We start from the raw sequence: 20304 nt of genomic DNA, 5'->3' as shown, positions 1-20304 counted from the left end.
CGCGGGCGGGTTGGGGCGGGAAGGAACGGGGAGAACGCCGGTGCCGGGCGGCGACTGGAGCCGCCGGCGGCGAACCCAACGGTGAGGAGAGTGTTGTGGCTTTCCGTGTCGACTCTGAGATCGGCCGTCTGCGCCAGGTCCTCGTCCACCGGCCCGACTTGGAAATCCAGCGCCTGACACCCAGCAACAAGGGCACCCTGCTCTTCGACGAAGTGCTGTGGGTGGAGCGCGCCCGCGAGGAGCACGACCTGTTCGTCCAGCTCCTGCGGGACCGGGGGGTGACCGTGCATGAATTCGGCAGCCTGCTCGCGGAGACTCTGCACATCCCCGAGGCGAAGAGGTTCATCCTCGACGAGGTGCTGGAGGAGCGCTTCTACGGTCCGATGGCTCTCGACGCCATCCGTGCCTGTCTTGACGCGATGGACCCCGGTGAGCTGCGCCGTTTCCTCACCGGCGGCATCACCAAGCGGGAGATCCTCCAGCGGATCTCCGAGCCGAAGTCGGTGTGGTTCCACGCCCTGGACCTGGACGCGTTCGTGCTGCCGCCGCTCCCGAACCTCATCTTCACGCGCGACACCTCGAGCTGGATCGGCAACGGGGTGTCCATCAACGTGATGCGCAACCGTGCCCGGATGCGGGAGACCACGCTGTACGAAGCGGTCTACCGGTGGCACCCGCTCTTCGCCGCAACCGATTTCCCCGTGTGGAATCCGGGGGTGTCCTGGGCGCCCGCCACGATCGAGGGCGGCGATGTCATGCCGGTCGGCAACGGCTCTGTGCTGGTGGGGATGAGTGAGCGCACCCGCCCGCAGGCGGTGGAGCTGCTGGCGCGGGAGCTGTTCGCCCGCGGTGGCGCCCAGCGCATTCTGGGGATCCAGATGCCCGAGGCCCGCGCCATCATGCACCTGGACACCGTGATGACCAACGTGGATCACGGGGTTTTCACGAAGTACGCGGGTCTGGGCATGCTGCCCTCCTACACCATCGAGCCGGGGGACAGCGACAAGGAGCTGAAGATCACGGACCACGCTCCAGAGGACATGCACCGGGCCATCGCCGCCGCGGTGGGGGTCGACGACATCACGGTCCTCACTCCCACCCAGGATGTCTTCTCGGCTGAACGCGAGCAGTGGGACGACGGGTGCAATCTCCTCGCACTAGCGCCGGGCGTGGTTGTGGCCTATGAACGGAATGTCTCGTCCAATGCGTATCTGCAGGCCAACGGGATTGAGGTCATCACTATCCCGGGCAATGAGCTCGGCCGCGGCCGAGGCGGGCCGCACTGCCTGACGTGTCCGCTGGAGCGGGATCCGGTGACCCTCTAGCAGATCGAATGAATATTCGATAATCTGTATACCTTTCCAGAAGAGTTGAGGTAACGGACAGGAGAGCCGGCCGCGATGGCGTTCAACCTGCGTAATCGCAGTTTTGTCAAGGAACTCGACTTCACCCCCCAGGAGCTGATGTTCCTGATCACATTGGCGGCCGACCTGAAGGCCGCCAAGTATGCGGGGACCGAGCAGCCGCAGCTCAGCGGCAAGAACATTGCCCTGATCTTTGAGAAGACCTCCACCCGCACCCGCTGCGCCTTCGAGGTTGCCGCCCACGACCAGGGTGCTCACGTCACCTACCTGGACCCGAGCGGCTCCCAGATCGGGCACAAGGAGTCCATCAAGGACACGGCCCGTGTCCTGGGCCGCATGTTCGACGCGATTGAGTACCGCGGCGCCAGCCAGGCCACGGTGGAAGAACTGGCCGAGTATGCGGGCGTGCCGGTGTGGAACGGCCTCACCGACGAATGGCACCCCACCCAGATGCTCGCCGACTTCCTCACCATCATGGAGCACACCGACAAGCCGCTGCGCGAGGTCACCCTGGCGTACATGGGGGATGCCCGCAACAACCTCGGCAACTCCCTCACCGTCACCGGAGCCATGCTCGGTATCGACGTGCGCATGGTTGCCCCCCGCGAACTGTGGCCTGACGAGGAGCGGGTCGCCGCCCCCGCCCGCGCAATCGCCGAGACCACGGGGGCGCGGGTCACGTTCACCGACGACATCGCGGAAGGACTGGCCGGGGCGGACTTCATCTACACCGACGTGTGGGTGTCGATGGGAGAACCCAGCGAAGTGTGGGACGAGCGCATCCGCCAGCTGCTGCCCTACCAGGTCAACGCTGAGGCCCTCAAAGCCACCGGCAACCCTGACGTCAAGTTCCTCCACTGCCTGCCGGCTTTCCACGACCTCGGTACCGAGGTGGCACGGGAGATCCACGCCCGCACCGGCCTGACCGCGCTCGAAGTCACCGACGAGGTGTTCGAGTCGCCGGCCTCCATCGTCTTCGACCAGGCCGAGAACCGGATGCACACGATCAAGGCGCTCATGGTCGCCACCCTGGGCAGGTGACCGCGGCGGCCGCGTCCGAGCCCGCGCGGACGCGGCTGTTCCGCACCGGCACGGCTGCGCCGGGCGCGGAGGTAGCGCAGGAACCGTCCGGGCAGCCGGTCACCGCTCCGCAGGCCGCTCGCATGCTGGCGGCCGGGCCACCGCCGCCACCAGAAGCAGCATCCAGGCGGTGAACGAGACGAGCGGCTGCCCCAGCGTCATTATGAGCCCGGCAGTGCTGCTCGTCGCCCAGCCGGTGGCCACCTGCAGGACGATCCAGCCGAAAGGCAGGGCAGCGGCACCCACGTTCACGCACAGCGCCGCCACAACCAGGCCAGCGCGAACAGGCCTGCGCCACCACACCAGGAGTCCGCCCACGGCTAAGAGCACGAGCGGCGGCCCCACGTAGCGCACCAACACGAACCAGGGGATGCCTAAGGACGCCACGCGGGGAGTCTAGTGCGCCAGCAGTCCGGTCGGCGGCGCGGGCGGTACCGCGTCACAGCCCCGGGAAGCGGCGCCTGGACGGGAAGACTCACTCCCAGCGGAAGAACCGGCCTGCCAGAGCCGCGCCGACCACGCTCCAGGCCAGCAGGACGAGCACGGGGCCGAGCGGCATTGCGGCCCCTTCCGCCAGGACCGTGCGCAGGCCCGTGGAGAGCGCGGTGATAGGCAGGGCTTCCACGAAGGGGAGGAGCGCTGGGGGGAACAGGTCGACGGGGAACACGACCCCGCCCAGCCCGAGCAGGATGACGTAGACCAGGTTGGCGGCTGCCAGAGTCGCCTCGGCCCGCAGTGTCCCAGCCATCAGCAGCGCCAGCGCGCTGAAGGCAGCGGTGGCCAGCACCATCAGCAGCACCACGCTGAGCACGCCGACGGCCCCGCCCTGCGGTGACCATCCCAGCAGGAAGGCCACCGTGCTGATGAGCACGGCTTGCAGCAGTTGGATGACCAGTACCGCCAGGGTTTTCGCGGCCAGAAGCCCCAGCCGGGTCAACGGGGTGGCGCCCAGGCGTTTGAGCACCCCGTAGCGCCGTTCAAAGCCGGTGCTGATGGCCTGGCCGGTGAAGGCGGTGGACATCGTCGCCAACGCGAGCACTCCCGGGGCCAGGAAATCCACGCGCGACGCCGTGCCCGCGTCGAGGATCGGGACGATGCTGAATCCGACCAGGAGCAGCACGGGGATGACGAGGGTCAAGAGGAGCTGCTCGCCGTTGCGGAGCAGAAGGCGCAGTTCCAGCCCTGCCTGGGCCAGCACCCGGCGGACTACGGGAGCAGCCTTGGGGCGGGGAGTGAAGTCAAGCGGTGTGGTGGAGGACATCAGTCGCGAAGATCCCGGCCGGTGAGTTCAAGGAAGACGTCTTCGAGGGTGCGGCGGTGCACTCGCAGGTCCTCGGGGAGGAGTCCGCGGGACGCACACCAGGTGCTCACGGTCGCTACCAGGCCCGGCCCTATTTCGTCGGGGTCAGCGCAGGTGACCGTGTACTGTCCAGCGTCGCGCTCGGTGACGCTGCAGCCCGGTGGAAGGGCAGCGGCGAGGTCAGACACGTCCAGTCCGGGAGCAGCCCGGAACCGCAGCTCCCGATCGCCGCGGGTGAGGGCGGCTGTGGGGCCGTCGGCGACGACCCGGCCGTGGTCGATGATGACCACGTGGTCGGCAAGCCGTTCCGCTTCTTCCATGTAGTGGGTGGTCAGCACGACGCCCACCCCTGCGGTGCGCAGCTCGCCGATCAGCTCCCAGGTGGCCATGCGGGCCTGCGGGTCGAGGCCGGTGGTGGGCTCGTCCAGGAACACCAGTTCGGGACGGCCGATGATGGCAGCGGCCAAGGACAGGCGCTGCTGCTGTCCTCCGGACAGCCGGCGGAACGGGGTGCGGGCTACCGCGGAGAGGCCCAGCCGGTCCAGGAGCGCTTCAGGGGGGAGGGGATGGGCGTAGAAGGCAGCGAGAAGACGCAGCCACTCCCCAGCGCGCACCCCGGTGGGCACGCCGCCGCTCTGCGGCATGACCCCGACCCGTGGCCGAAGCGCGGCCGCGTCGCGGATCGGGTCGAGGCCGAGGACACGGACCCGGCCCGCGTCTGCGTGCCGGAACCCTTCACAGATTTCGATCGTCGAGGTCTTGCCCGCACCGTTGGGGCCGAGGAGCGCGGTGACCGCGCCGCGGGCAGCGGTGAACGACAGGCCCGCTACGGCAGTGACCGTACCGTAGCGCTTGACCAGGTCGGTGACCTCGACGGCAGGGGTGTCCATGGCGAAGAGTCTACGGCGGGGGGTGCAGGGGGCGTACCCGACTGCGACATCCGCGCGGAAACCGCTCAAGAGTGTTTCATGTTGTGAGATGACATTCTCATGATGTGGTTGTTTTGCGGGGTGGAGGCGCGGATGATGCTGATCATCGAAACCGAGCAAATGAGAAAAAGGCCAGTAAGGCAAGGCTAACTTGTGTGTCCTACAGCACTCGGCGCGGTTTGCTCATCGGGAGGGAATTAGGCCACACTGATGTTGTGAAAAACATGGGTGGGGCAGAGCGTACGGAGGGCAGTGCCAGAACCGGTGCTGCCTTGACGCCTGTCGGCCACGAACTGGGATCCGAGACCGGAACCCGGGCACGGGTCGCCCGACTCATCCTCGAGCACGGCCCGATCACCGCCTCCGCTCTGGGCGAGCGGCTCGGGCTGACCCCGGCGGCAATCCGCCGCCACCTCGACAACCTCGTGAGTGAAGGCATGGTCGAGGCCCGCGACGCCCACCCCGTGAGGCGTCGCCGGAGGGGAAGACCCGCCCGTGTCTTTGTGATCACCGGGGCCGGACGCGACGCGTTCGTGCACGGCTACGACGACCTCGCCGCCAGTGCACTGCGCTTCCTCGCGGAGAAGGCAGGACCGCAGGCCGTCGCCGAGTTCGCGCAACGCCAGGTGGCCGAACTCGAACGTCGCTACCGTCCGCTGCTGGCCGACGCACCCCCGCACCAGCGGGTCCGGCTGCTCGCTGAGGCACTGTCGAACGACGGCTACGCCGCCTCGGCGGGGGCAGCCCCGGCCGGAGGGGAGCAGTTGTGCCAGCACCACTGCCCAGTCGCCCACGTGGCGGCTGAATTCCCTGAACTGTGCGACGCAGAAGTCGAGGCTTTTGCCCGACTTCTTGGCACTCCGGTGCGTCGCCTTGCCACCATCGCGCACGGCGATAGCGTCTGCACCACCCACGTCAGCCCTCGTGACATCGGCTCCCTGAGCGCCGAGGCCCGTAGCCAGCGAGGCACGGGCACACCACGCCAAACAGGACGTCCCGTCCAGGAGGATCCGCGTAAATGACGTCTACCGCGCACCCCGAGCTCGAAGGGCTCGGCACTTACGAATACGGCTGGGCCGACCCCGACGTGGCCGGCGCCTCGGCGCGCCGTGGTCTCGACGAAGAGGTCGTCCGCGACATTTCGGCGAAGAAGAACGAGCCGGAGTGGATGCTGGACCTGCGCCTGAAGGCGCTGCGGCTGTTCACCAAGAAGCCGTTGCCGACGTGGGGTGCTGACCTGTCGAGGATCAACTTCGACAACATCAAGTACTTCGTGCGGTCCACGGAGAAGCAGGCCCGCTCGTGGGAAGAGCTTCCCGAAGACATCCGCCGCACCTACGACCGGCTGGGGATTCCTGAGGCGGAGAAGCAGCGCCTCGTCGCCGGGGTGGCAGCCCAGTACGAGTCCGAGGTGGTCTACCACCAGATCCGCGAGGACCTGGAAGCCCAGGGCGTCATCTTCCTGGACACCGACACCGCGCTGAAGGAGCACCCGGACCTGTTCAAGGAGTACTTCGGCACGGTCATCCCGCCCGGCGACAACAAGTTCGCGGCACTGAACACCGCGGTGTGGAGCGGCGGCTCCTTCATCTACGTGCCCAAGAACGTGCACGTGGAGATTCCGCTCCAGGCCTACTTCCGGATCAACACCGAGAACATGGGCCAGTTCGAGCGGACGCTCATCATCGTCGACGAGGGCGCCTACGTCCACTACGTCGAGGGCTGCACCGCGCCGATCTACAAGTCGGAGTCGCTGCACTCGGCGGTCGTCGAGATCATCGTCAAGAAGAACGCCCGCTGCCGCTACACGACCATCCAGAACTGGTCGAACAACGTCTACAACCTGGTCACCAAGCGTGCCGTCGCCTACGAGGGCGCCACCATGGAGTGGATCGACGGCAACATCGGCTCCCAGGTCACCATGAAGTACCCGGCGGTCTACCTCATGGGCGAGCACGCCAAGGGCGAGACCCTGTCCCTCGCGTTCGCGGGTGAGGGCCAGCACCAGGACACCGGTTCCAAGATGGTGCACTGCGCCCCCAACACCTCCTCCACCATCGTCTCCAAGTCGGTGGCGCGCAGCGGCGGCCGTGCCTCCTACCGCGGCCTCGTCCAAGTACAGGAGGGGGCAGAGCGCTCCAAGTCCACGGTCAAGTGCGATGCGCTGCTGATCGACACCATCAGCCGCTCCGACACCTACCCCTACGTCGACGTCCGAGAAGACGACGTCGAGATGGGCCACGAGGCCACCGTCTCCAAGGTGAGCGAGGACCAGCTCTTCTACCTGATGAGCCGGGGCCTGGACGAGGACGAGGCCATGGCGATGATCGTCCGCGGGTTCGTGGAGCCCATCGCCCGCGAGCTGCCCATGGAGTACGCCCTGGAACTGAACCGGCTCATCGAGCTGCAGATGGAAGGAGCGGTCGGCTAACCATGGCCACCCCCAATCTCGGAATCCGGGAACACAGCCACGGCGGCGATCTTCCCGTCTCCAAACTCGTCCACGGGTCCTTCGACCCCAACGACTTCCCCAAGCCCACCGGCCGCGAGGAAGAGTGGCGGTTCACCCCGCTGCGCCGGCTCCGCGGCCTCCACGAAGGGGGCAGCGCCGACGGCGCCGTCGACGTCAAGGTGATCGCCCCGGACGAAGTCACCGTTGAGACGGTGGGCCGCGACGACGCCCGGCTGGGCACCTCGTTCCTGCCCAACGACCGGGTCAGCGCGCTGGCCTACCAGGCGTTCCGCGAAGCTGTCGTCGTGACGGTGCCGAAGAACACCGAGGTCAGTGAACCAGTGTTCCTCACCGTCACCGGAGCCCAGCAGGACCAGGCCCACGGCCACGTGCTCGTTCGGGTGGAATCCGCCGCGTCCGCCACCGTCGTGCTGGAGTACCGGGGCAGCTCGGTGTACGCCGACAACGTCGAATTCGTTGTCGAAGACGGCGGACGGCTCAACGTCGTCAGCCTCCAGGACTGGGACCGCGACGCCGTCCACGTGTCGCACCAGTACACCACGGTCGGTCGGGACGCCAGCTTCCGGAGCATCGTGGTGACGCTCGGCGGTGACCTCGTGCGCCTGTCGCCCAAGGTCTCCTACTCCGGCCCCGGAGGCGACGCCGAACTGTTCGGCCTGTACTTCACAGGCGCAGGACAGCACCACGAGCACCGCTCGCTGGTCGACCACAACGTGTCCCACACGCGCAGCCGGGTCGACTACAAGGGTGCGCTCAGCGGCGAAGACGCCCACGCCGTGTGGATCGGCGACGTGATCATCGGTGAGGGCACTCAGGGCACCGACTCCTACGAGCACAACCGCAACCTCGTGCTCACGGACGGCACCCGAGTAGACTCCGTGCCCAACCTGGAGATCTTCACCGGCGAGGTCGAAGGCGCCGGCCACGCCAGCACCAGCGGGCGTCTGGACGACATCCACCTGTTCTACCTGCAGTCGCGGGGCATCCCCGCCGACGAGGCCCGCCGCCTGGTGATCCGGGGCTTCTTCGCGGAGATCATCGACCGCATCGAAGTCCCCGAACTGCGCGACCGCATCATGGCCGAGGTTGAGGAGAAGCTGGCGCTGCATGAGTAGCGAGGAAACCTACACCAGGGTCTGTGCACTCAGCGACCTCCCCGAAGAAGGCGCACTAGGCGTGGAGGTCAACGGCACTCCCGTGGCGGTAGTGCGCAGCGAGGGCGAGATCTACGCGATCAGCGACCTCTGCTCGCACGCCGAGGTCAACCTCTCCGAGGGAGAAGTGGAAGACGGCACCATCGAGTGCTGGCTGCACGGCTCCTGCTTCGACCTGCGCACCGGCAAACCGCTCAACCCGCCGGCCACCCAGGCGGTCCCCACCTACCGAGTGAAGATCGACGGCGACGACGTACTCGTCTCGCTGGACACCGAGAAGGCGTAAGAAGAGACACTATGACCACATTCGAGATCCGCGGTCTGCGCGCTGACGTCCTCATCAGCGAAGAGGAGCGTCGCGAGATCCTCAAGGGCGTCAACCTGACCATCCGCTCCGGGGAGACCCACGCCATCATGGGCCCCAACGGGTCCGGCAAGTCCACCCTGGCCTACGCCATCGCCGGGCACCCCCGCTACGAGATCACCGACGGCGAGGTGCTGCTCGACGGCGAGAACGTGCTGGAGATGAGCGTCGACGAGCGGGCCCGCGCCGGCGTGTTCCTCGCCATGCAGTACCCGGTCGAGGTTCCCGGCGTGTCCATGTCCAACTTCCTGCGCAGCGCTGTCACCGCGGTGCGCGGCGAGGCCCCCAAGCTGCGGGCGTTCTCCAAGGAACTGCAGGAGGCCATGAAGGGGCTGTCCATCGACCCGTCCTTCGCCGCCCGCGGCGTCAACGAGGGCTTCTCCGGCGGTGAGAAGAAGCGGCACGAGATCCTCCAGCTGGAGCTGCTCAAGCCCAAGGTGGCCATCCTCGACGAGACCGACTCCGGCCTCGACGTCGACGCCCTCAAGATCGTCTCCGAAGGCATCAACCGGGCCAAGGAGGCCAACGACATGGGCGTCATGCTCATCACGCACTACAGCCGCATCCTCAACTACGTGAAGCCCGACTTCGTCCACGTCTTCGCGGACGGCAAGATCGTCGAGTCCGGCGGCATGGACCTTGCTGAGACACTGGAGACTGAGGGTTACGAGCGTTTCGTGAAGGTAGGCGCCTAACCGTGACACGCGAGCTGGATGTCGAGACGATCCGGGCAGACTTCCCGATCCTGTCCCGGACCGTCCGCAATGAGCGTCCGCTGGTGTACCTCGACTCCGGGGCCACATCCCAGAAACCCCGGCAAGTCCTCGACGCCGAGCGGGAGTTCTACGAACGCTATAACGCGGCGGTGCACAGGGGCGCGCACCAGCTCGCGGAGGAGGCCACTGACGCCTATGAGGCGGCCCGGGCCACCATCGCGGCCTTCGTCGGTGCCCCTGCTGACGAAGTGGTGTTCACCAAGAACGCCACCGAAGCGATCAACCTCGTCGCCTACGCCATGAGCAACGCGGTCACCGCGGGCGAGGGATTCTCCCGCTTCGCCGTGAAACCCGGCGACGAGATTGTGGTCACTGAAATGGAGCACCACGCCAACCTGGTGCCCTGGCAGGAGTTGTGCCGCCGCACCGGAGCGACACTGCGCTGGTTCGGGGTTACCGACGAGGGCCGCCTCGACCTGTCCAACTTGGACGACCTCATCAACGAGCGCACCAAGCTCGTGGCGCTCATCCACCAGTCCAACGTGCTGGGCACCGTCAACCCGGTCCAGTTGATCGCGGAGCGGGCGCACGCGGTCGGCGCGCTGGTCCTCGTGGACGGCGCCCAGTCGGTCCCGCACATGCCGGTCAACGTCACCGAGCTGGGCGTGGACTTCCTCGTGTTCTCCGGGCACAAGATGTGCGGCCCCAACGGCATCGGCGTGCTGTGGGGGCGCCGGGAGCTGCTGTGCGCCATGCCGCCGTTCATCACCGGCGGCTCCATGATCGGCACGGTGCACATGGAGCACAGCACGTGGGCCGACCCGCCGCAGCGGTTCGAAGCCGGCGTCCCGATGGCGCCCCAGGCAGTCGGCCTGGCCGCGGCATGCGACTACCTCAACTCCATCGGGATGGACGCCATCGCCGCGCACGAGCACGCTCTCGTGGAATATGCGCTCAAACACATTGGTTCCATCGAGGGTGTACGAATCGTCGGACCGGCCGACGCCGAGGCACGTGGGGGCGCCGTCTCGTTCACCGTTGACGGGATCCACCCCCACGATGTGGGCCAGGTACTGGACGACCTGGGGGTGGCCGTGCGGGTGGGGCACCACTGTGCATGGCCGCTGCACCGCAGGTTTGAGGCGGTAGCCACCACGCGCGCCTCGTTCTACCTGTACAACTCCTTCGCCGACGTGGACGCCCTGGCCGAAGGGATCCGGGAGGCGCAGCGATTCTTCGGCGTGGCCCGAAGCTAGGAAGAGCGTGCCATGAGACTCGACGCGATGTACCAGGAGATCATCCTGGACCACTACCGCAACCCGCACCACAAAGGGCTGCGGGAACCCTTCGACGCCGAGAGCCACCACGTCAACCCCACCTGCGGCGACGAGATCACCCTCCGTGTGCTGCTCAAGCCCGCGGACAAGGAGAGCGACGGCAGCGCCGCGATCGCCGACATCTCCTACGACAGCATGGGCTGCTCCATCAGCCAGGCGAGCGCCTCGGTCATGGCCGACCTGCTCATCGGCAAGACGGTCGACGAGGCGATGGCGATCCTCGACGAGTTCACCGCGCTCATGCAGTCCAAAGGGCAAGGCGAACCCGACGAGGACGTGCTGCAGGACGCGGTGGCTTTCGCTGGGGTGTCGAAGTATCCCGCCCGGGTCAAGTGCGCCCTGCTCGCCTGGATGGCGTGGAAGGACGCGACCGCCAAGTCTCTGGCAACCCAGCGGCAGGAGGAGGCCGTATGAGCACCGGAAACGAGGAGACCACCTCGACACAGACGCAGACCGCCGAGGTGGACGAAGCGCTGGTGGAGGAGATCACTGACGCGCTCAAGGACGTCATCGACCCTGAGCTCGGCGTCAACGTGGTCGACCTCGGACTGGTCTACGGGGTCAACGTAGACGAGCGCAGCATCGTCATCGACATGACGCTGACCAGCGCGGCCTGTCCGCTCACCGACGTGTTGGAGGAGCAGGTCGCCAGCACGCTGGACGAGTTCGACCGCGACGTCAAGATCAACTGGGTCTGGATGCCGCCGTGGGGGCCGGACAAGATCACTGAGGACGGCCGAGACCAGTTGCGGATGCTCGGTTTCAACGTCTGATCCCGCAACGCATCCTGCCACCACGCCGTACCCGCGCCCGCGGTGTTATGCACCGCGGGCGTTTGCTGTGCCGTGGCGGGGTAGTGCGTGACCGACAGCGCCCAGCGGGCAGGGGAGGGGCGCGGCCGGTCAGGAGGAGGCGGAAACAGCCATGGCGCACCTGGTAGTGCTCGGGGTAGCCGACCGGGACCGGGCCGAACAGGCGCTTGACATCGCCGACGACTTGGCCCGGCGGGAGCTGCTGCGGCTCAAGGATGCCGCCTACGTCTACAAAGACGCCCGGGGCAGGCCCCGCATCCAGCAGACGCTGAACGTGACCGGGGTGGGGGCCGCGGGCGGCGCCCTGTGGGGCACTCTGATCGGGGCGCTGTTCCTCTCCCCGGTGCTGGGGCTCGCAGTGGGGACCGCGATCGGCGCTGTGGCGGGCCGACTCACCGATATCGGTATCGACGACGATCTGATCCGCCAGATCGGACACCAGCTCGACGACGGGCGGGCCGCCGTGTTCCTGCTCGTCCACTCCGAGACACGGGACCGGGTCGTGGAAGCCCTCCGGCCCTTGGAACCCACCGTGCTGGAAACCAGCCTGACCCGGGACGACGAACGAGAACTGATCCGCGCCCTCCACGCCGACGAACCCGAGCCTCCCACAGCCCCAGGGCACGTGTGAGCAGGGCCCGGCACTGGACTGCGCCAGGGCTGGGCAGGCCCCACCCGCGGGACGTGCCCCGCACAGCGGCGGCTAGCCGAGCGCCCCCGGAACAGTCCCTGCCGGAGGCTGCGGCGGGGGACCGGAGTGGGGAACCGATGCGGCAGGCAAGGCCAGACGCAACTGTTCCGCGATGTCGTCGTCCCCGCGCTTGGCCAACAGGTTGAGCAGCTCGGCCGGGGCCCCCGTGAACCCCTCGTCGGTTTCACTGATCCGACGGAAGATGATGTCGAGCGCCTCTTCAGCCGTGGCCGGGGCAGTGTAGCCGGTCAGGCTCAACGCCAAGCCGAGCGGACCGTTGTCCGTGGGAATCGACGAAGCCTGCAACAACCGGGCATCCAACCGGTCGCCGTTGACAGTGATGAACAACCGGTCGCCGGCTTGGGCGCCGAGCCGGCGCAGCAGCGGCCGCAGCGAGTCGAACGCCGCCTGGTCCCGCCAGACCAGGACCAGCAGGTCCGCCCCTGGGCCGGTGAGGCACAGCAGCCGCCCGGGCCGCAACCCCAGGTGCGCCGCATACCCCGGCGGGACAGCGACCGGGGCACCGTTGAGCTGGTCGGAAGTGACGTCGACCCGGTGCCACCACCGTCCGTCGGGGGCCCGGAAGCACCGCGCGGACGTCGCCACGCTCAGCGTGGGTTCGGCGGAGCTCTGCGGTTCGGCCGGCCGCCGGCGAATAGGCAGACCGCTGCTGGTGGTCGCGCCCGGCGCAGCCGAGGGGAACGCGGACGACCCGGCGTATCCCCCCGCCGGTTCGGCGGTGCTCAACGGCACGCTCTCGTCGACCAGTACCCGCCCGTCTTGGATGGTGACCCCCGGGGTGTTCAAAAGCCATGGCCGCAACGCTTGCGGGCGGATGCCGATACCCGCCAGCCGGGACTCCGCCTCGCTGAGCGTGGGCTGGTCGGTGAGGAGACGCCGGGTCTGCTGGCGCAGATGCCCCGGGTCGGTGGCCAGCAGCCAACTGCCTTCCAGCCGCCGGTCCGTGAACAGAGTCATGACGATCTGCCACAGCGGAATCCCCAGCGACGGCACAGTGACCTGGTGGTCGGGGTGCGCGTTGATGAGAGTGTCGAGGGTGCTGGCCACCCCCAACTGGTCGGACACTTCCCGCAGATGCTGCGCCATCGGCGCACCCACCGGGGAGTTGAGCCACTGCAGCAGCCGCTCCTCAACGGTGCGCTGGGCGCTCCGCAGCTCCCGGATGTCCATCTGAAGCTGGTCGGCGAGAAGCCGGATACTGGTCGGCTCCGAGGTGAACAGCCGCTCTGTGGCGATGAGCTGTTCCAACTCGCTCCAGTCACGGCACAACTGGTCGAACAGGTCGACCAGGGGGTGCGCGCCCGGCTCAGGGGTGGACGCGGTGGGAGCGTCCTCTGCGGCAGCGGCCGGTTTCGCCGCCTGCTGGCGCAGCGCCTTCGGCGGCCCGAACGCTGGACGGCGTAGGGTACCGCCGGGGCCCAGCAGCGGGCTGCCGCCGCGACGAGCCAGGAGGGGCGTCGACTCTTTAGAGTCTGCGGAACGGGACGGGGAGGAAGCGGTGGCGGTGTTCTGGGCCGCGGCAAGATCGTGGTCGCGCTGGGCGCGCAGAGCCCGCAGGGTCCGGATCGCGCGAGACGCAGGGGAAGACTGGGCGCTTTTCACCGTGTCAGTGGTGGGCCCCGCAGAGTCAGAGCCCGTGGCCTCGGTCAAGTAGGCCATCGCGTTGCGCACGTGGTCCGGCGCGGAGGCGGGCATCCAGTTCGCGATGGTGCGCACCGCTTCAATGATCAAGGCGGGAGACGGGGCGGGCCCGTTGAGGGGGCCGCTGGTGAAGGGAAGAATCGACTGCCACATCACCGCGCCAACCACCTCGAGCAGGTCGCAGTTGTTGGGGAACTCCCACGACCGCATGGTCTGCGGAGAGGTGTGGATCAGCCGCTCCCAGCTTCCCGCGGTGCTGCGCACCGCACCGCGGATAGGCTCAGCGATGTCGTCTAAATCCACCGTGAGCCCGCGCAAGGTCGGGACGAACTCGCAGATTTCCAGGTGGTCCCACTGCTCTACGGAGAGCCGGGCCAGACAGTGCGCCAGCCAGGTTGGACCGGCGATGTCGAGCACACGAGGCAGGGGAAGCGACCGCCACCAGCTATCCACCAACCGGGGATGCCGCAGCACGGTCGCGGCATCCGGCGACTTACTCCACCGCAAAGCAGGAACGAGGTCGGTGAGGCTGATCGGCGAAACGGCGTTCATCGACGGGGGACCTCGACCTCCTGGGACACGACTCGCTGAATATGCGAGAACGATACAAATGTCCGATCAAGCGCTACACATGACGCTCCTCGGCTGTGGATAAAAGGGCTGGGCAGGCCCTGTCGGCCGGCGCAGCGCACCGGCGAGGCAGGCGCTGGCGCGGCGTGACGGTGCCGATCCCTGCAGATCGTATGGGGGATTAGCGCGTTCTGTGTAGTGCTCAACGGGAAATCCTGAGAGTACCCTAAGAATGCGTCTGTCGGGCAATCTACCCATAAGTCTGGTTAGGGGGGAGTGGGGGTTTCCGCTGCGGGCCTGCCGCACCGGCGGACCACGCCCGCCCCTCCCTCAACCCTCATGGCTGAAAATCGGGAGCCCGCCCAGGAGTCCCCTCGCACCGCGAGAAACGAGCACGGCCGCGGCGCTGCCCACCCGGCACCCAGCGAGCAGAACCGCGCCCCGCCGGACCGCGCCTGCCCACACCTCTTTCCCGGAACGCCCCGCACAGCCTGGGCCGTCCGCTGCTCGACGCCGCGGCATCCTCCGCCACCCGCCTCAACTCGGCGACGGTATGCTTATCTACTCTTAGTACCCCCGCACCTCACCCCGATCATCGACTCGTGACACGGAAGTCGTTGGCGTGCCAGACGTAGTAACCGGCACGCGTTCTGGCCGGATGCCGACAGCGGGCAGAGCGGCGGGGTACAGCCCGGAGGCGGACGCGTCGTCCGGAACAGCATGCCCCACAGGGCGGCCCCGTGTTCCGGTCAGGGGGAGCCCAAAGCGCACCGGTAAAGCCGATGGTGTCCCGGATGCATTGGTGTGCGGTGCTGGATGCCATGGGCTTTCTGCTTGAGCGGTCGCGTCACAATCCGGCACCGAAAGGACCGGGCAGCCTCCTGGATCCGCGTCAGGGCGCGACAACCGCACAAAGACCCGCGAAGCGCCGAAGCTGAAAAGGAGAGGGTCACTTGACCAGCTCGCATAAGGGAATCTCCCCCCTGCGGTCGACACAGGACACCCACGGCTTCGAACAAGGGCCGCTCCACCGCACACCGGCAGCCCAGCCCAGTGTGATCCGGTCGTATGTGGCTATCGGGGACAGCCTCACCGAAGGGCTGGACGACCCGAACCCCGACGGCACCTACCGGGGGTTCGCCGACCGACTCGCCGAGCACCTCAGCACGAAAACACCGGGATTCCGCTACGCCAACCTCGCGGTGCGCGGACGTCGCATCCGCCACATTTTCGGGGAGCAGCTGGAGCAGACCCTGGAATTCGCCCCCGACCTGGTGACCGTGCACGCCGGGGGCAACGATGTGCTGCGGCCCAACACCAACCTCGACCAGCTCGCCCGGCAGTACGAGCGGGGAATCCGCCGACTGCGTGACGCGGGAATCCGGGTGGTCATGCTGTCCGGACACGACACCGGCTGGGTTCCGGTACTGCGGATGTACCGCGGCCGTATCGCCGTGTTCAGCATGCATTTGCGGGCAATCGCCGAACGCAACGGCGTGGAGATTGTGGACTTGTGGGCGCTGGATTCGCTCAACGATCCGCGGGCCTGGAGCGTGGACCGCCTGCACTTCAACTCGATGGGGCACCAGATCGTCGCGGCCCGGATCGCTGACCTGCTCGGCCACCCCATCGGCCCCCGCGAGCTGTGGGCCAACCCCTGGCCCACCCCCTACGTTCCCCTTCCCCGGCCACTGCGCCGCCGGGAGACCCGCCGGTGGGCGGTGCGGTTCCTCGTCCCCTGGCTGGGGCGCAGACTCATGGGCCGGTCCACGGGGGACGGGCGCCTGCCGAAACGGCCGCGGATGACGGAACTCGCGCCCGTCGTCCGCGACGCTGAGGAACACCAACTGGATTAGCGGCACCGCCCCGCTTGCCCCTGGTGGTGGGGACCGCCACCAGGGCGGGGTGTGGTGGCCCCGCCAGACCCGCCAAAGAACCAGGGGAGGGTAGGAGCACAACACCGGGAAACCGTCCCCGCCGACGGCTGTGCCCCGGTCCGGCACAGCACCGGAAGACCACGGCCTAACAGCCGGGACGCTTCTCCGCCCTTCTACGTGCCCCTACGGAACGGAGCGCTTCCCGCTCGCGAGGAGGCGCCGACGCCGCGTCAGCGGGCAGACAGGCCGCGGATGATGTCGCTGATGTGGACCACGCCCCGGCACTGGCCGAACTCGTTGACCGCGATGAGATCGTCGTAGACCCGATCCTGGTCGGTGCCGGCGATCCGCAGCGCAGCCAGTGCGGGGGCCGTAAGCGGAACAGTCCGCGGCGGATCAGCGAGCTTCTGGGCTGGACGCTTCGCGTACAAGGCGTGCCCGTACGGGCCGGTGATCGACAGCAGGAACCGGGCCCGGTCCAAAGCCGCCACGGGACGCTCGCGATGGTCGAGCAGGATCACACTGTTGAGCGCGGAATCGGCGCTGAACGCTTCCAGCACCTCTTCCGAAGTGGCTTCGACCGTCATCGTCACCGCCGGAACCATGAACTCCGACACGCGCAGCCCAGCCCCGGAATCCGGGGCGAGCGGCTCTAAAGACAAGGCGGGAATCTGGGTGACCCGGTCTCCCGGCGCCCAGTCGTCCCCCGCGAACAGGGGCCCTTGCGCCATCCGCACCCCCACAGTGCGCAGCGCCGTCAACTGGGCTATCGACGTCACCCCGGACGCGAGAGGGAACGTTCCTGCCCCACGCGCGATCCGTGTCATGCCGTCCACGATCGCGGCACACTGCTCCTGGTCCGGCAGCCCGGACGTCAACGACCCTTCGATCCGGAACAGGAACGGCGCGGTCTCCACGAGAAGGTCCGGGGAGACCCGCGCAGTGTCGAACGCGTACCGGAACCCCATCTCCCGCACTCGGGCCAACGCAGCAACCAGGTGGTCACGAGGCAGGAAGCACAAATCCGCGTCCACCATGAGCGTGACGTCACGCGGCTGCCGTCCGCTCCGCTGCAGAGTGTCCCGCAGGAACCCGAGCGGTTCCTGGCCCGCCGTCAACAACCGGGCTGGGAAAGGCAGCACCAGGGGAAGAAAACTTTCCCGCGCCGCAGTCTCCCGGGCGACCCGTCCCAGGAGTTCGGTGAGCACGGCGACGTCCGCACCGGACCGCCGGTCAACGGGGACGACGGCCTCAACCGCTAAGACCGCACCAGAGTCCAGGTCGATGATCGGGCGCAAGACCACCGAAAGGGAAGCGGTGGGGAGAACACCCACTCGTGTGTCGTCGGAGAAGCTCGTCTGTGGAGACACGGCACCATGGTCGCCACTCCGACCCTGCACGAGGAGACAGCGAGATGAAAACCAGTTGAATTCTTCGGCTCACGCGACGTGACAGGAGACGAGAAGCCGGGCCGCCTCCCACCCCGCCAGACGCCGGACCCGCGGGGTGCCGCGGACAATCCCAGAAAACAGCAGAGCGCGCCCACCGCGTGGCGGGCGCGCCCAGCACCGGTCAAGGACGGCGGAACGCCAAGGCGATGTTGTGTCCGCCGAAACCGAAAGAGTTGTTCAGCGCAGCCACCGCGGAAGACGGCAGCTCCCGAGGCTTGTCCACCACCACGTCAACCACCACGCCGGGGTCGATCTCCTCAACGTTGATGGTTGCGGGCACCACCCCGTGGTACAGCGCCAAGACGGTGGCCACCGACTCCAACGCACCAGCACCACCCAGCAGGTGGCCGGTCATGGACTTGGTGGAGGTCACCGCGACAGCGTCAGCAGCCGAGTCGCCCAGGGCACTGCGGATCGCCACGGTCTCCGGCACGTCACCCGCCGGCGTGGAAGTGGCGTGCGCGTTGATGTGCGCGATATCGGACGGGCTCAGCCCAGCGTCCGCGATCGCGGCAGAGATCGCACGGGAAGCCCCAGCACCGACCGGGTCAGGCTGCACAATGTCGTAGGCGTCGCAGGTGTATCCGGCTCCCGCGGCCACCGCGTACACGCGGGCCCCGCGGGCCGCAGCGTGCTCAGCCGACTCCAGGATGAGAGTGGCTGCCCCCTCACCCATGACGAAACCGTCCCGGTTGACGTCGAACGGACGCGACGCGCCCTGCGGGTCGTCGTTGCGGGTGGACAAGGCACGCATCGCAGCGAACGCGGCAATGTTCAGCGGGTGGATCGCCGCCTCGCACCCTCCCGCGATCACCACGTCGGCGCGGCCGGAGCGGATCATGTTGATGCCGTCAGCGATGGCCTCCGCACTGGACGCGCAGGCGCTGACCGCGGCGTGAGCCCCCGCCCGGGCAGTGAACTCCAGCGCCACAGCGGCGGCCGGGCTGTTGGGCATGAGCATCGGCACGGTGAACGGGGAGACCCGCTTCCAGCCCTTCTCCCGGAAGATGTCGTACTGGTGGAGGGTGGTCAAGATGCCACCGATACCGCTGGACATCACGACACCCAGACGCAACGGGTCTACTTCAGGGGAGCCCGCGTCGTCCCACGCTTCCCGCGCGGTGATCAACGCCAACTGCTGGGTCCGGTCCAGGCGGCGCAGTCGGTGGCGTTCCAGCTTCTCGGACGGCTCCTCAGCGAGGAGGCCCGCGAAGTGCACCGGGAGCTTCTCATGCCACTCCTCGGGCAGGGAAGTGATGCCGGATCGACCTTCGAGCAGCGCCGACCAGGTCGTGGCGACGTCACCTCCCAGAGGACTGCTCGCTCCAAGGCCGGTGACGACGACTTCGCGGTTACTCATGGTCGATCGCCCTTCTCGTCGAAATGGTCGGTGCGCTGTGGTCCCGCGGTGTGCGGGCGGCCCGGGCATAGTCCCGGACGACACTCAGCGTGCCCGCCGACGGCTGCGGCGTCGGCGGGCCGACGGCTCAGCTCCGTTACTTCTGGATGTAGTTGATGACGTCCTGAACCGTCTTCAGGTCCTTGAGCTGGTCGTCGGGGATCTCCACGCCGAACTTGTCCTGTGCGGCGACGGCGATCTCGACCATCGACAGCGAGTCGATGTCGAGGTCGTCCACGAAGCTCTTCTCCGGGGTGACCTCGGCCGCGGGGACACCGGCGATCTCGTCGATGATTTCGGCGAGACCGTCCAGGATCTCCTTTTCCGAGTAGGCCATGTCAGGTTTCTCCTTACGTTCTCTCCTGCCGTGAGGCGGAGCCGCACGACGACTTCGGTGTGCTGCAAACGGAGCCGGGCACCGCGTCACGGAAGGCGCAGGACCTGTGCCGCATAGGTGAGACCAGCTCCGAAACCCAAAGTGAGCACGGTGCTGCCCGAGGGGAGCTCGCCGCGTCCGATCATGCGCGACAAGGCGAGCGGGATGGAAGCCGACGAGGTGTTCCCCGCGGTGACGATATCGCGCGCGATGATCGCTTGAGGCGCGCCCAGCTTACGGGCAATGGCCTCCACAATGCGCAGGTTCGCCTGGTGCGGGACGAAGGCAGTCAACTCTTCGGGGGCCACCCCGGCCCGTTCCAAGGCCTCCAACGCCACCGGGTACAGCTCGGTGGTCGTCCACCGGAAGACCGTCTGGCCCTCCTGGTAGATGTACTTGTGGTCCCGCAGGTAGATCTTGTCGGCCCGGTCCCCGGCGCTCCCCCACACCACGGGGCCGATCCCCGGCTCGTCCGACGCCGACACCACGGCCGCGCCCGCACCGTCCGCGAAAATCACACAGGTGGACCGGTCATCCCAGTCAACCCAGTCGGAAAGCTTCTCCGCGCCGATCACCAGCGCGTTGCGCGCCGAACCCCCGCGCACCGCATCGTTGGCGACCGACAGCGCGTAGCAGAACCCGGCACAAGCCGCGTTGACGTCGAACGCCCCCGGCGCGGGGATGCCGAGCCGCGCGGCCACGCTCGCAGACGTGTTAGGGATCTGGTCGCGCTGCGTGCAGGTCGCCAC

20 protein-coding genes are annotated in these 20304 nt (G+C 67.7%); 12 read left to right on the top strand and 8 right to left on the bottom strand.

Going from position 1 to position 20304, the window contains the following annotated elements; translation table 11 throughout:
- Positions 1-95: 95 nt before the first annotated feature.
- Together TF1_RS06315 and argF are read left to right on the top strand one after the other, a co-directional pair.
- Positions 96-1325, top strand: a complete 1230-nt coding sequence (locus TF1_RS06315) for an arginine deiminase (protein WP_011292416.1) — start codon at positions 96-98, stop codon at positions 1323-1325.
- Positions 1326-1400: 75 nt separating this feature from the next.
- Positions 1401-2405, top strand: a complete 1005-nt coding sequence (gene argF / locus TF1_RS06310) for an ornithine carbamoyltransferase (RefSeq protein WP_011292415.1) — start codon at positions 1401-1403, stop codon at positions 2403-2405.
- 99 nt (positions 2406-2504) lie between these two features.
- On the opposite strand, the gene TF1_RS06305 is transcribed toward argF, so the two are convergent.
- The 3 genes from TF1_RS06305 to TF1_RS06295 form a co-directional block, all read right to left on the bottom strand.
- Complete coding sequence (locus TF1_RS06305; protein WP_011292414.1) at positions 2505-2831, bottom strand: hypothetical protein; 327 nt, start codon at positions 2829-2831, stop codon at positions 2505-2507.
- An 88-nt stretch (positions 2832-2919) separates the two neighbouring features.
- The gene (locus TF1_RS06300; protein ID WP_011292413.1) at positions 2920-3705 is read right to left on the bottom strand and encodes an ABC transporter permease; all 786 of its coding nucleotides are present in this window, start codon (positions 3703-3705) and stop codon (positions 2920-2922) included.
- A complete protein-coding gene (locus tag TF1_RS06295; protein WP_011292412.1) occupies positions 3705-4634 on the bottom strand; it encodes an ABC transporter ATP-binding protein in 930 nt (309 codons plus the stop codon). The genes TF1_RS06300 and TF1_RS06295 overlap by 1 nt, the downstream gene beginning before the upstream one ends.
- 263 nt (positions 4635-4897) lie before the next feature.
- Here TF1_RS06295 and TF1_RS06290 point away from each other — a divergent pair, with 263 nt between their 5' ends.
- From TF1_RS06290 to TF1_RS06250, 9 genes are all read left to right on the top strand, one after another.
- A complete protein-coding gene (locus tag TF1_RS06290) occupies positions 4898-5695 on the top strand; it encodes a helix-turn-helix transcriptional regulator (RefSeq protein WP_011292411.1) in 798 nt (265 codons plus the stop codon).
- Entirely contained in the window at positions 5692-7104 is a 1413-nt protein-coding gene (gene sufB / locus TF1_RS06285) for a Fe-S cluster assembly protein SufB (RefSeq protein ID WP_011292410.1), read from the top strand. Before TF1_RS06290 ends, sufB begins: the two co-directional genes overlap by 4 nt.
- A gap of 2 nt (positions 7105-7106) precedes the next feature.
- The gene (gene sufD / locus TF1_RS06280) at positions 7107-8261 is read left to right on the top strand and encodes a Fe-S cluster assembly protein SufD (protein WP_011292409.1); all 1155 of its coding nucleotides are present in this window, start codon (positions 7107-7109) and stop codon (positions 8259-8261) included.
- Positions 8254-8586: a non-heme iron oxygenase ferredoxin subunit gene (locus TF1_RS06275; protein WP_011292408.1), complete on the top strand. Its 333-nt coding sequence runs from the start codon at positions 8254-8256 to the stop codon at positions 8584-8586. Before sufD ends, TF1_RS06275 begins: the two co-directional genes overlap by 8 nt.
- Positions 8587-8597: 11 nt before the next feature.
- Positions 8598-9359: a Fe-S cluster assembly ATPase SufC gene (sufC, locus tag TF1_RS06270; protein ID WP_011292407.1), complete on the top strand. Its 762-nt coding sequence runs from the start codon at positions 8598-8600 to the stop codon at positions 9357-9359.
- A gap of 2 nt (positions 9360-9361) precedes the next feature.
- A complete protein-coding gene (locus TF1_RS06265) occupies positions 9362-10636 on the top strand; it encodes a cysteine desulfurase (protein WP_061783739.1) in 1275 nt (424 codons plus the stop codon).
- 12 nt (positions 10637-10648) lie between these two features.
- Complete coding sequence (sufU, locus tag TF1_RS06260; RefSeq protein WP_011292405.1) at positions 10649-11131, top strand: Fe-S cluster assembly sulfur transfer protein SufU; 483 nt, start codon at positions 10649-10651, stop codon at positions 11129-11131.
- Complete coding sequence (locus TF1_RS06255) at positions 11128-11490, top strand: metal-sulfur cluster assembly factor (RefSeq protein WP_011292404.1); 363 nt, start codon at positions 11128-11130, stop codon at positions 11488-11490. Before sufU ends, TF1_RS06255 begins: the two co-directional genes overlap by 4 nt.
- Before the next feature lie 151 nt (positions 11491-11641).
- On the top strand, positions 11642-12160 hold the full coding sequence (locus tag TF1_RS06250; RefSeq protein WP_011292403.1) for a DUF1269 domain-containing protein: 519 nt from the start codon (positions 11642-11644) through the stop codon (positions 12158-12160).
- Between the two features lie 72 nt (positions 12161-12232).
- On the opposite strand, the gene TF1_RS06245 is transcribed toward TF1_RS06250, so the two are convergent.
- Positions 12233-14434, bottom strand: coding sequence for a hypothetical protein (locus TF1_RS06245; protein ID WP_011292402.1), 2202 nt, complete (start codon positions 14432-14434; stop codon positions 12233-12235).
- A 1088-nt stretch (positions 14435-15522) separates the two neighbouring features.
- Here TF1_RS06245 and TF1_RS06240 point away from each other — a divergent pair.
- Positions 15523-16308, top strand: coding sequence for an SGNH/GDSL hydrolase family protein (locus TF1_RS06240; protein ID WP_238569754.1), 786 nt, complete (start codon positions 15523-15525; stop codon positions 16306-16308).
- A gap of 251 nt (positions 16309-16559) precedes the next feature.
- On the opposite strand, the gene TF1_RS06235 is transcribed toward TF1_RS06240, so the two are convergent.
- The 4 genes from TF1_RS06235 to TF1_RS06220 all read right to left on the bottom strand — a co-directional run.
- The gene (locus TF1_RS06235) at positions 16560-17699 is read right to left on the bottom strand and encodes an EAL domain-containing protein (RefSeq protein WP_038043902.1); all 1140 of its coding nucleotides are present in this window, start codon (positions 17697-17699) and stop codon (positions 16560-16562) included.
- 202 nt (positions 17700-17901) lie between these two features.
- Positions 17902-19140, bottom strand: coding sequence for a beta-ketoacyl-[acyl-carrier-protein] synthase family protein (locus tag TF1_RS06230; RefSeq protein WP_011292399.1), 1239 nt, complete (start codon positions 19138-19140; stop codon positions 17902-17904).
- 136 nt (positions 19141-19276) lie between these two features.
- Positions 19277-19516, bottom strand: a complete 240-nt coding sequence (locus TF1_RS06225; protein ID WP_011292398.1) for an acyl carrier protein — start codon at positions 19514-19516, stop codon at positions 19277-19279.
- An 86-nt stretch (positions 19517-19602) separates the two neighbouring features.
- Positions 19603-20304 (bottom strand): beta-ketoacyl-ACP synthase 3 (locus TF1_RS06220; protein WP_061783738.1); only part of this gene is annotated, 702 nt, incomplete at its 5' end.

Source organism: Thermobifida fusca NBRC 14071 = JCM 3263 (assembly GCF_001592045.1).
Taxonomy (GTDB): domain Bacteria; phylum Actinomycetota; class Actinomycetes; order Streptosporangiales; family Streptosporangiaceae; genus Thermobifida; species Thermobifida fusca.
Note: the sequence above shows the minus strand (reverse complement) of the source record. Positions and strands in the feature narration are given on the sequence as shown.

Coding starts and splice junctions, on each gene's coding strand:
- argF (WP_011292415.1), top strand. CDS start 1,401: ATGGCGTTCAACCTGCGTAATCGCAGTTTTGTCAAGGAACTCGACTTC.
- TF1_RS06300 (WP_011292413.1), bottom strand. CDS start 3,705: ATGTCCTCCACCACACCGCTTGACTTCACTCCCCGCCCCAAGGCTGCT.
- TF1_RS06295 (WP_011292412.1), bottom strand. CDS start 4,634: ATGGACACCCCTGCCGTCGAGGTCACCGACCTGGTCAAGCGCTACGGT.
- TF1_RS06290 (WP_011292411.1), top strand. CDS start 4,898: ATGGGTGGGGCAGAGCGTACGGAGGGCAGTGCCAGAACCGGTGCTGCC.
- sufB (WP_011292410.1), top strand. CDS start 5,692: ATGACGTCTACCGCGCACCCCGAGCTCGAAGGGCTCGGCACTTACGAA.
- sufD (WP_011292409.1), top strand. CDS start 7,107: ATGGCCACCCCCAATCTCGGAATCCGGGAACACAGCCACGGCGGCGAT.
- TF1_RS06275 (WP_011292408.1), top strand. CDS start 8,254: ATGAGTAGCGAGGAAACCTACACCAGGGTCTGTGCACTCAGCGACCTC.
- sufC (WP_011292407.1), top strand. CDS start 8,598: ATGACCACATTCGAGATCCGCGGTCTGCGCGCTGACGTCCTCATCAGC.
- sufU (WP_011292405.1), top strand. CDS start 10,649: ATGAGACTCGACGCGATGTACCAGGAGATCATCCTGGACCACTACCGC.
- TF1_RS06255 (WP_011292404.1), top strand. CDS start 11,128: ATGAGCACCGGAAACGAGGAGACCACCTCGACACAGACGCAGACCGCC.
- TF1_RS06250 (WP_011292403.1), top strand. CDS start 11,642: ATGGCGCACCTGGTAGTGCTCGGGGTAGCCGACCGGGACCGGGCCGAA.
- TF1_RS06245 (WP_011292402.1), bottom strand. CDS start 14,434: ATGAACGCCGTTTCGCCGATCAGCCTCACCGACCTCGTTCCTGCTTTG.
- TF1_RS06230 (WP_011292399.1), bottom strand. CDS start 19,140: ATGAGTAACCGCGAAGTCGTCGTCACCGGCCTTGGAGCGAGCAGTCCT.
- TF1_RS06225 (WP_011292398.1), bottom strand. CDS start 19,516: ATGGCCTACTCGGAAAAGGAGATCCTGGACGGTCTCGCCGAAATCATC.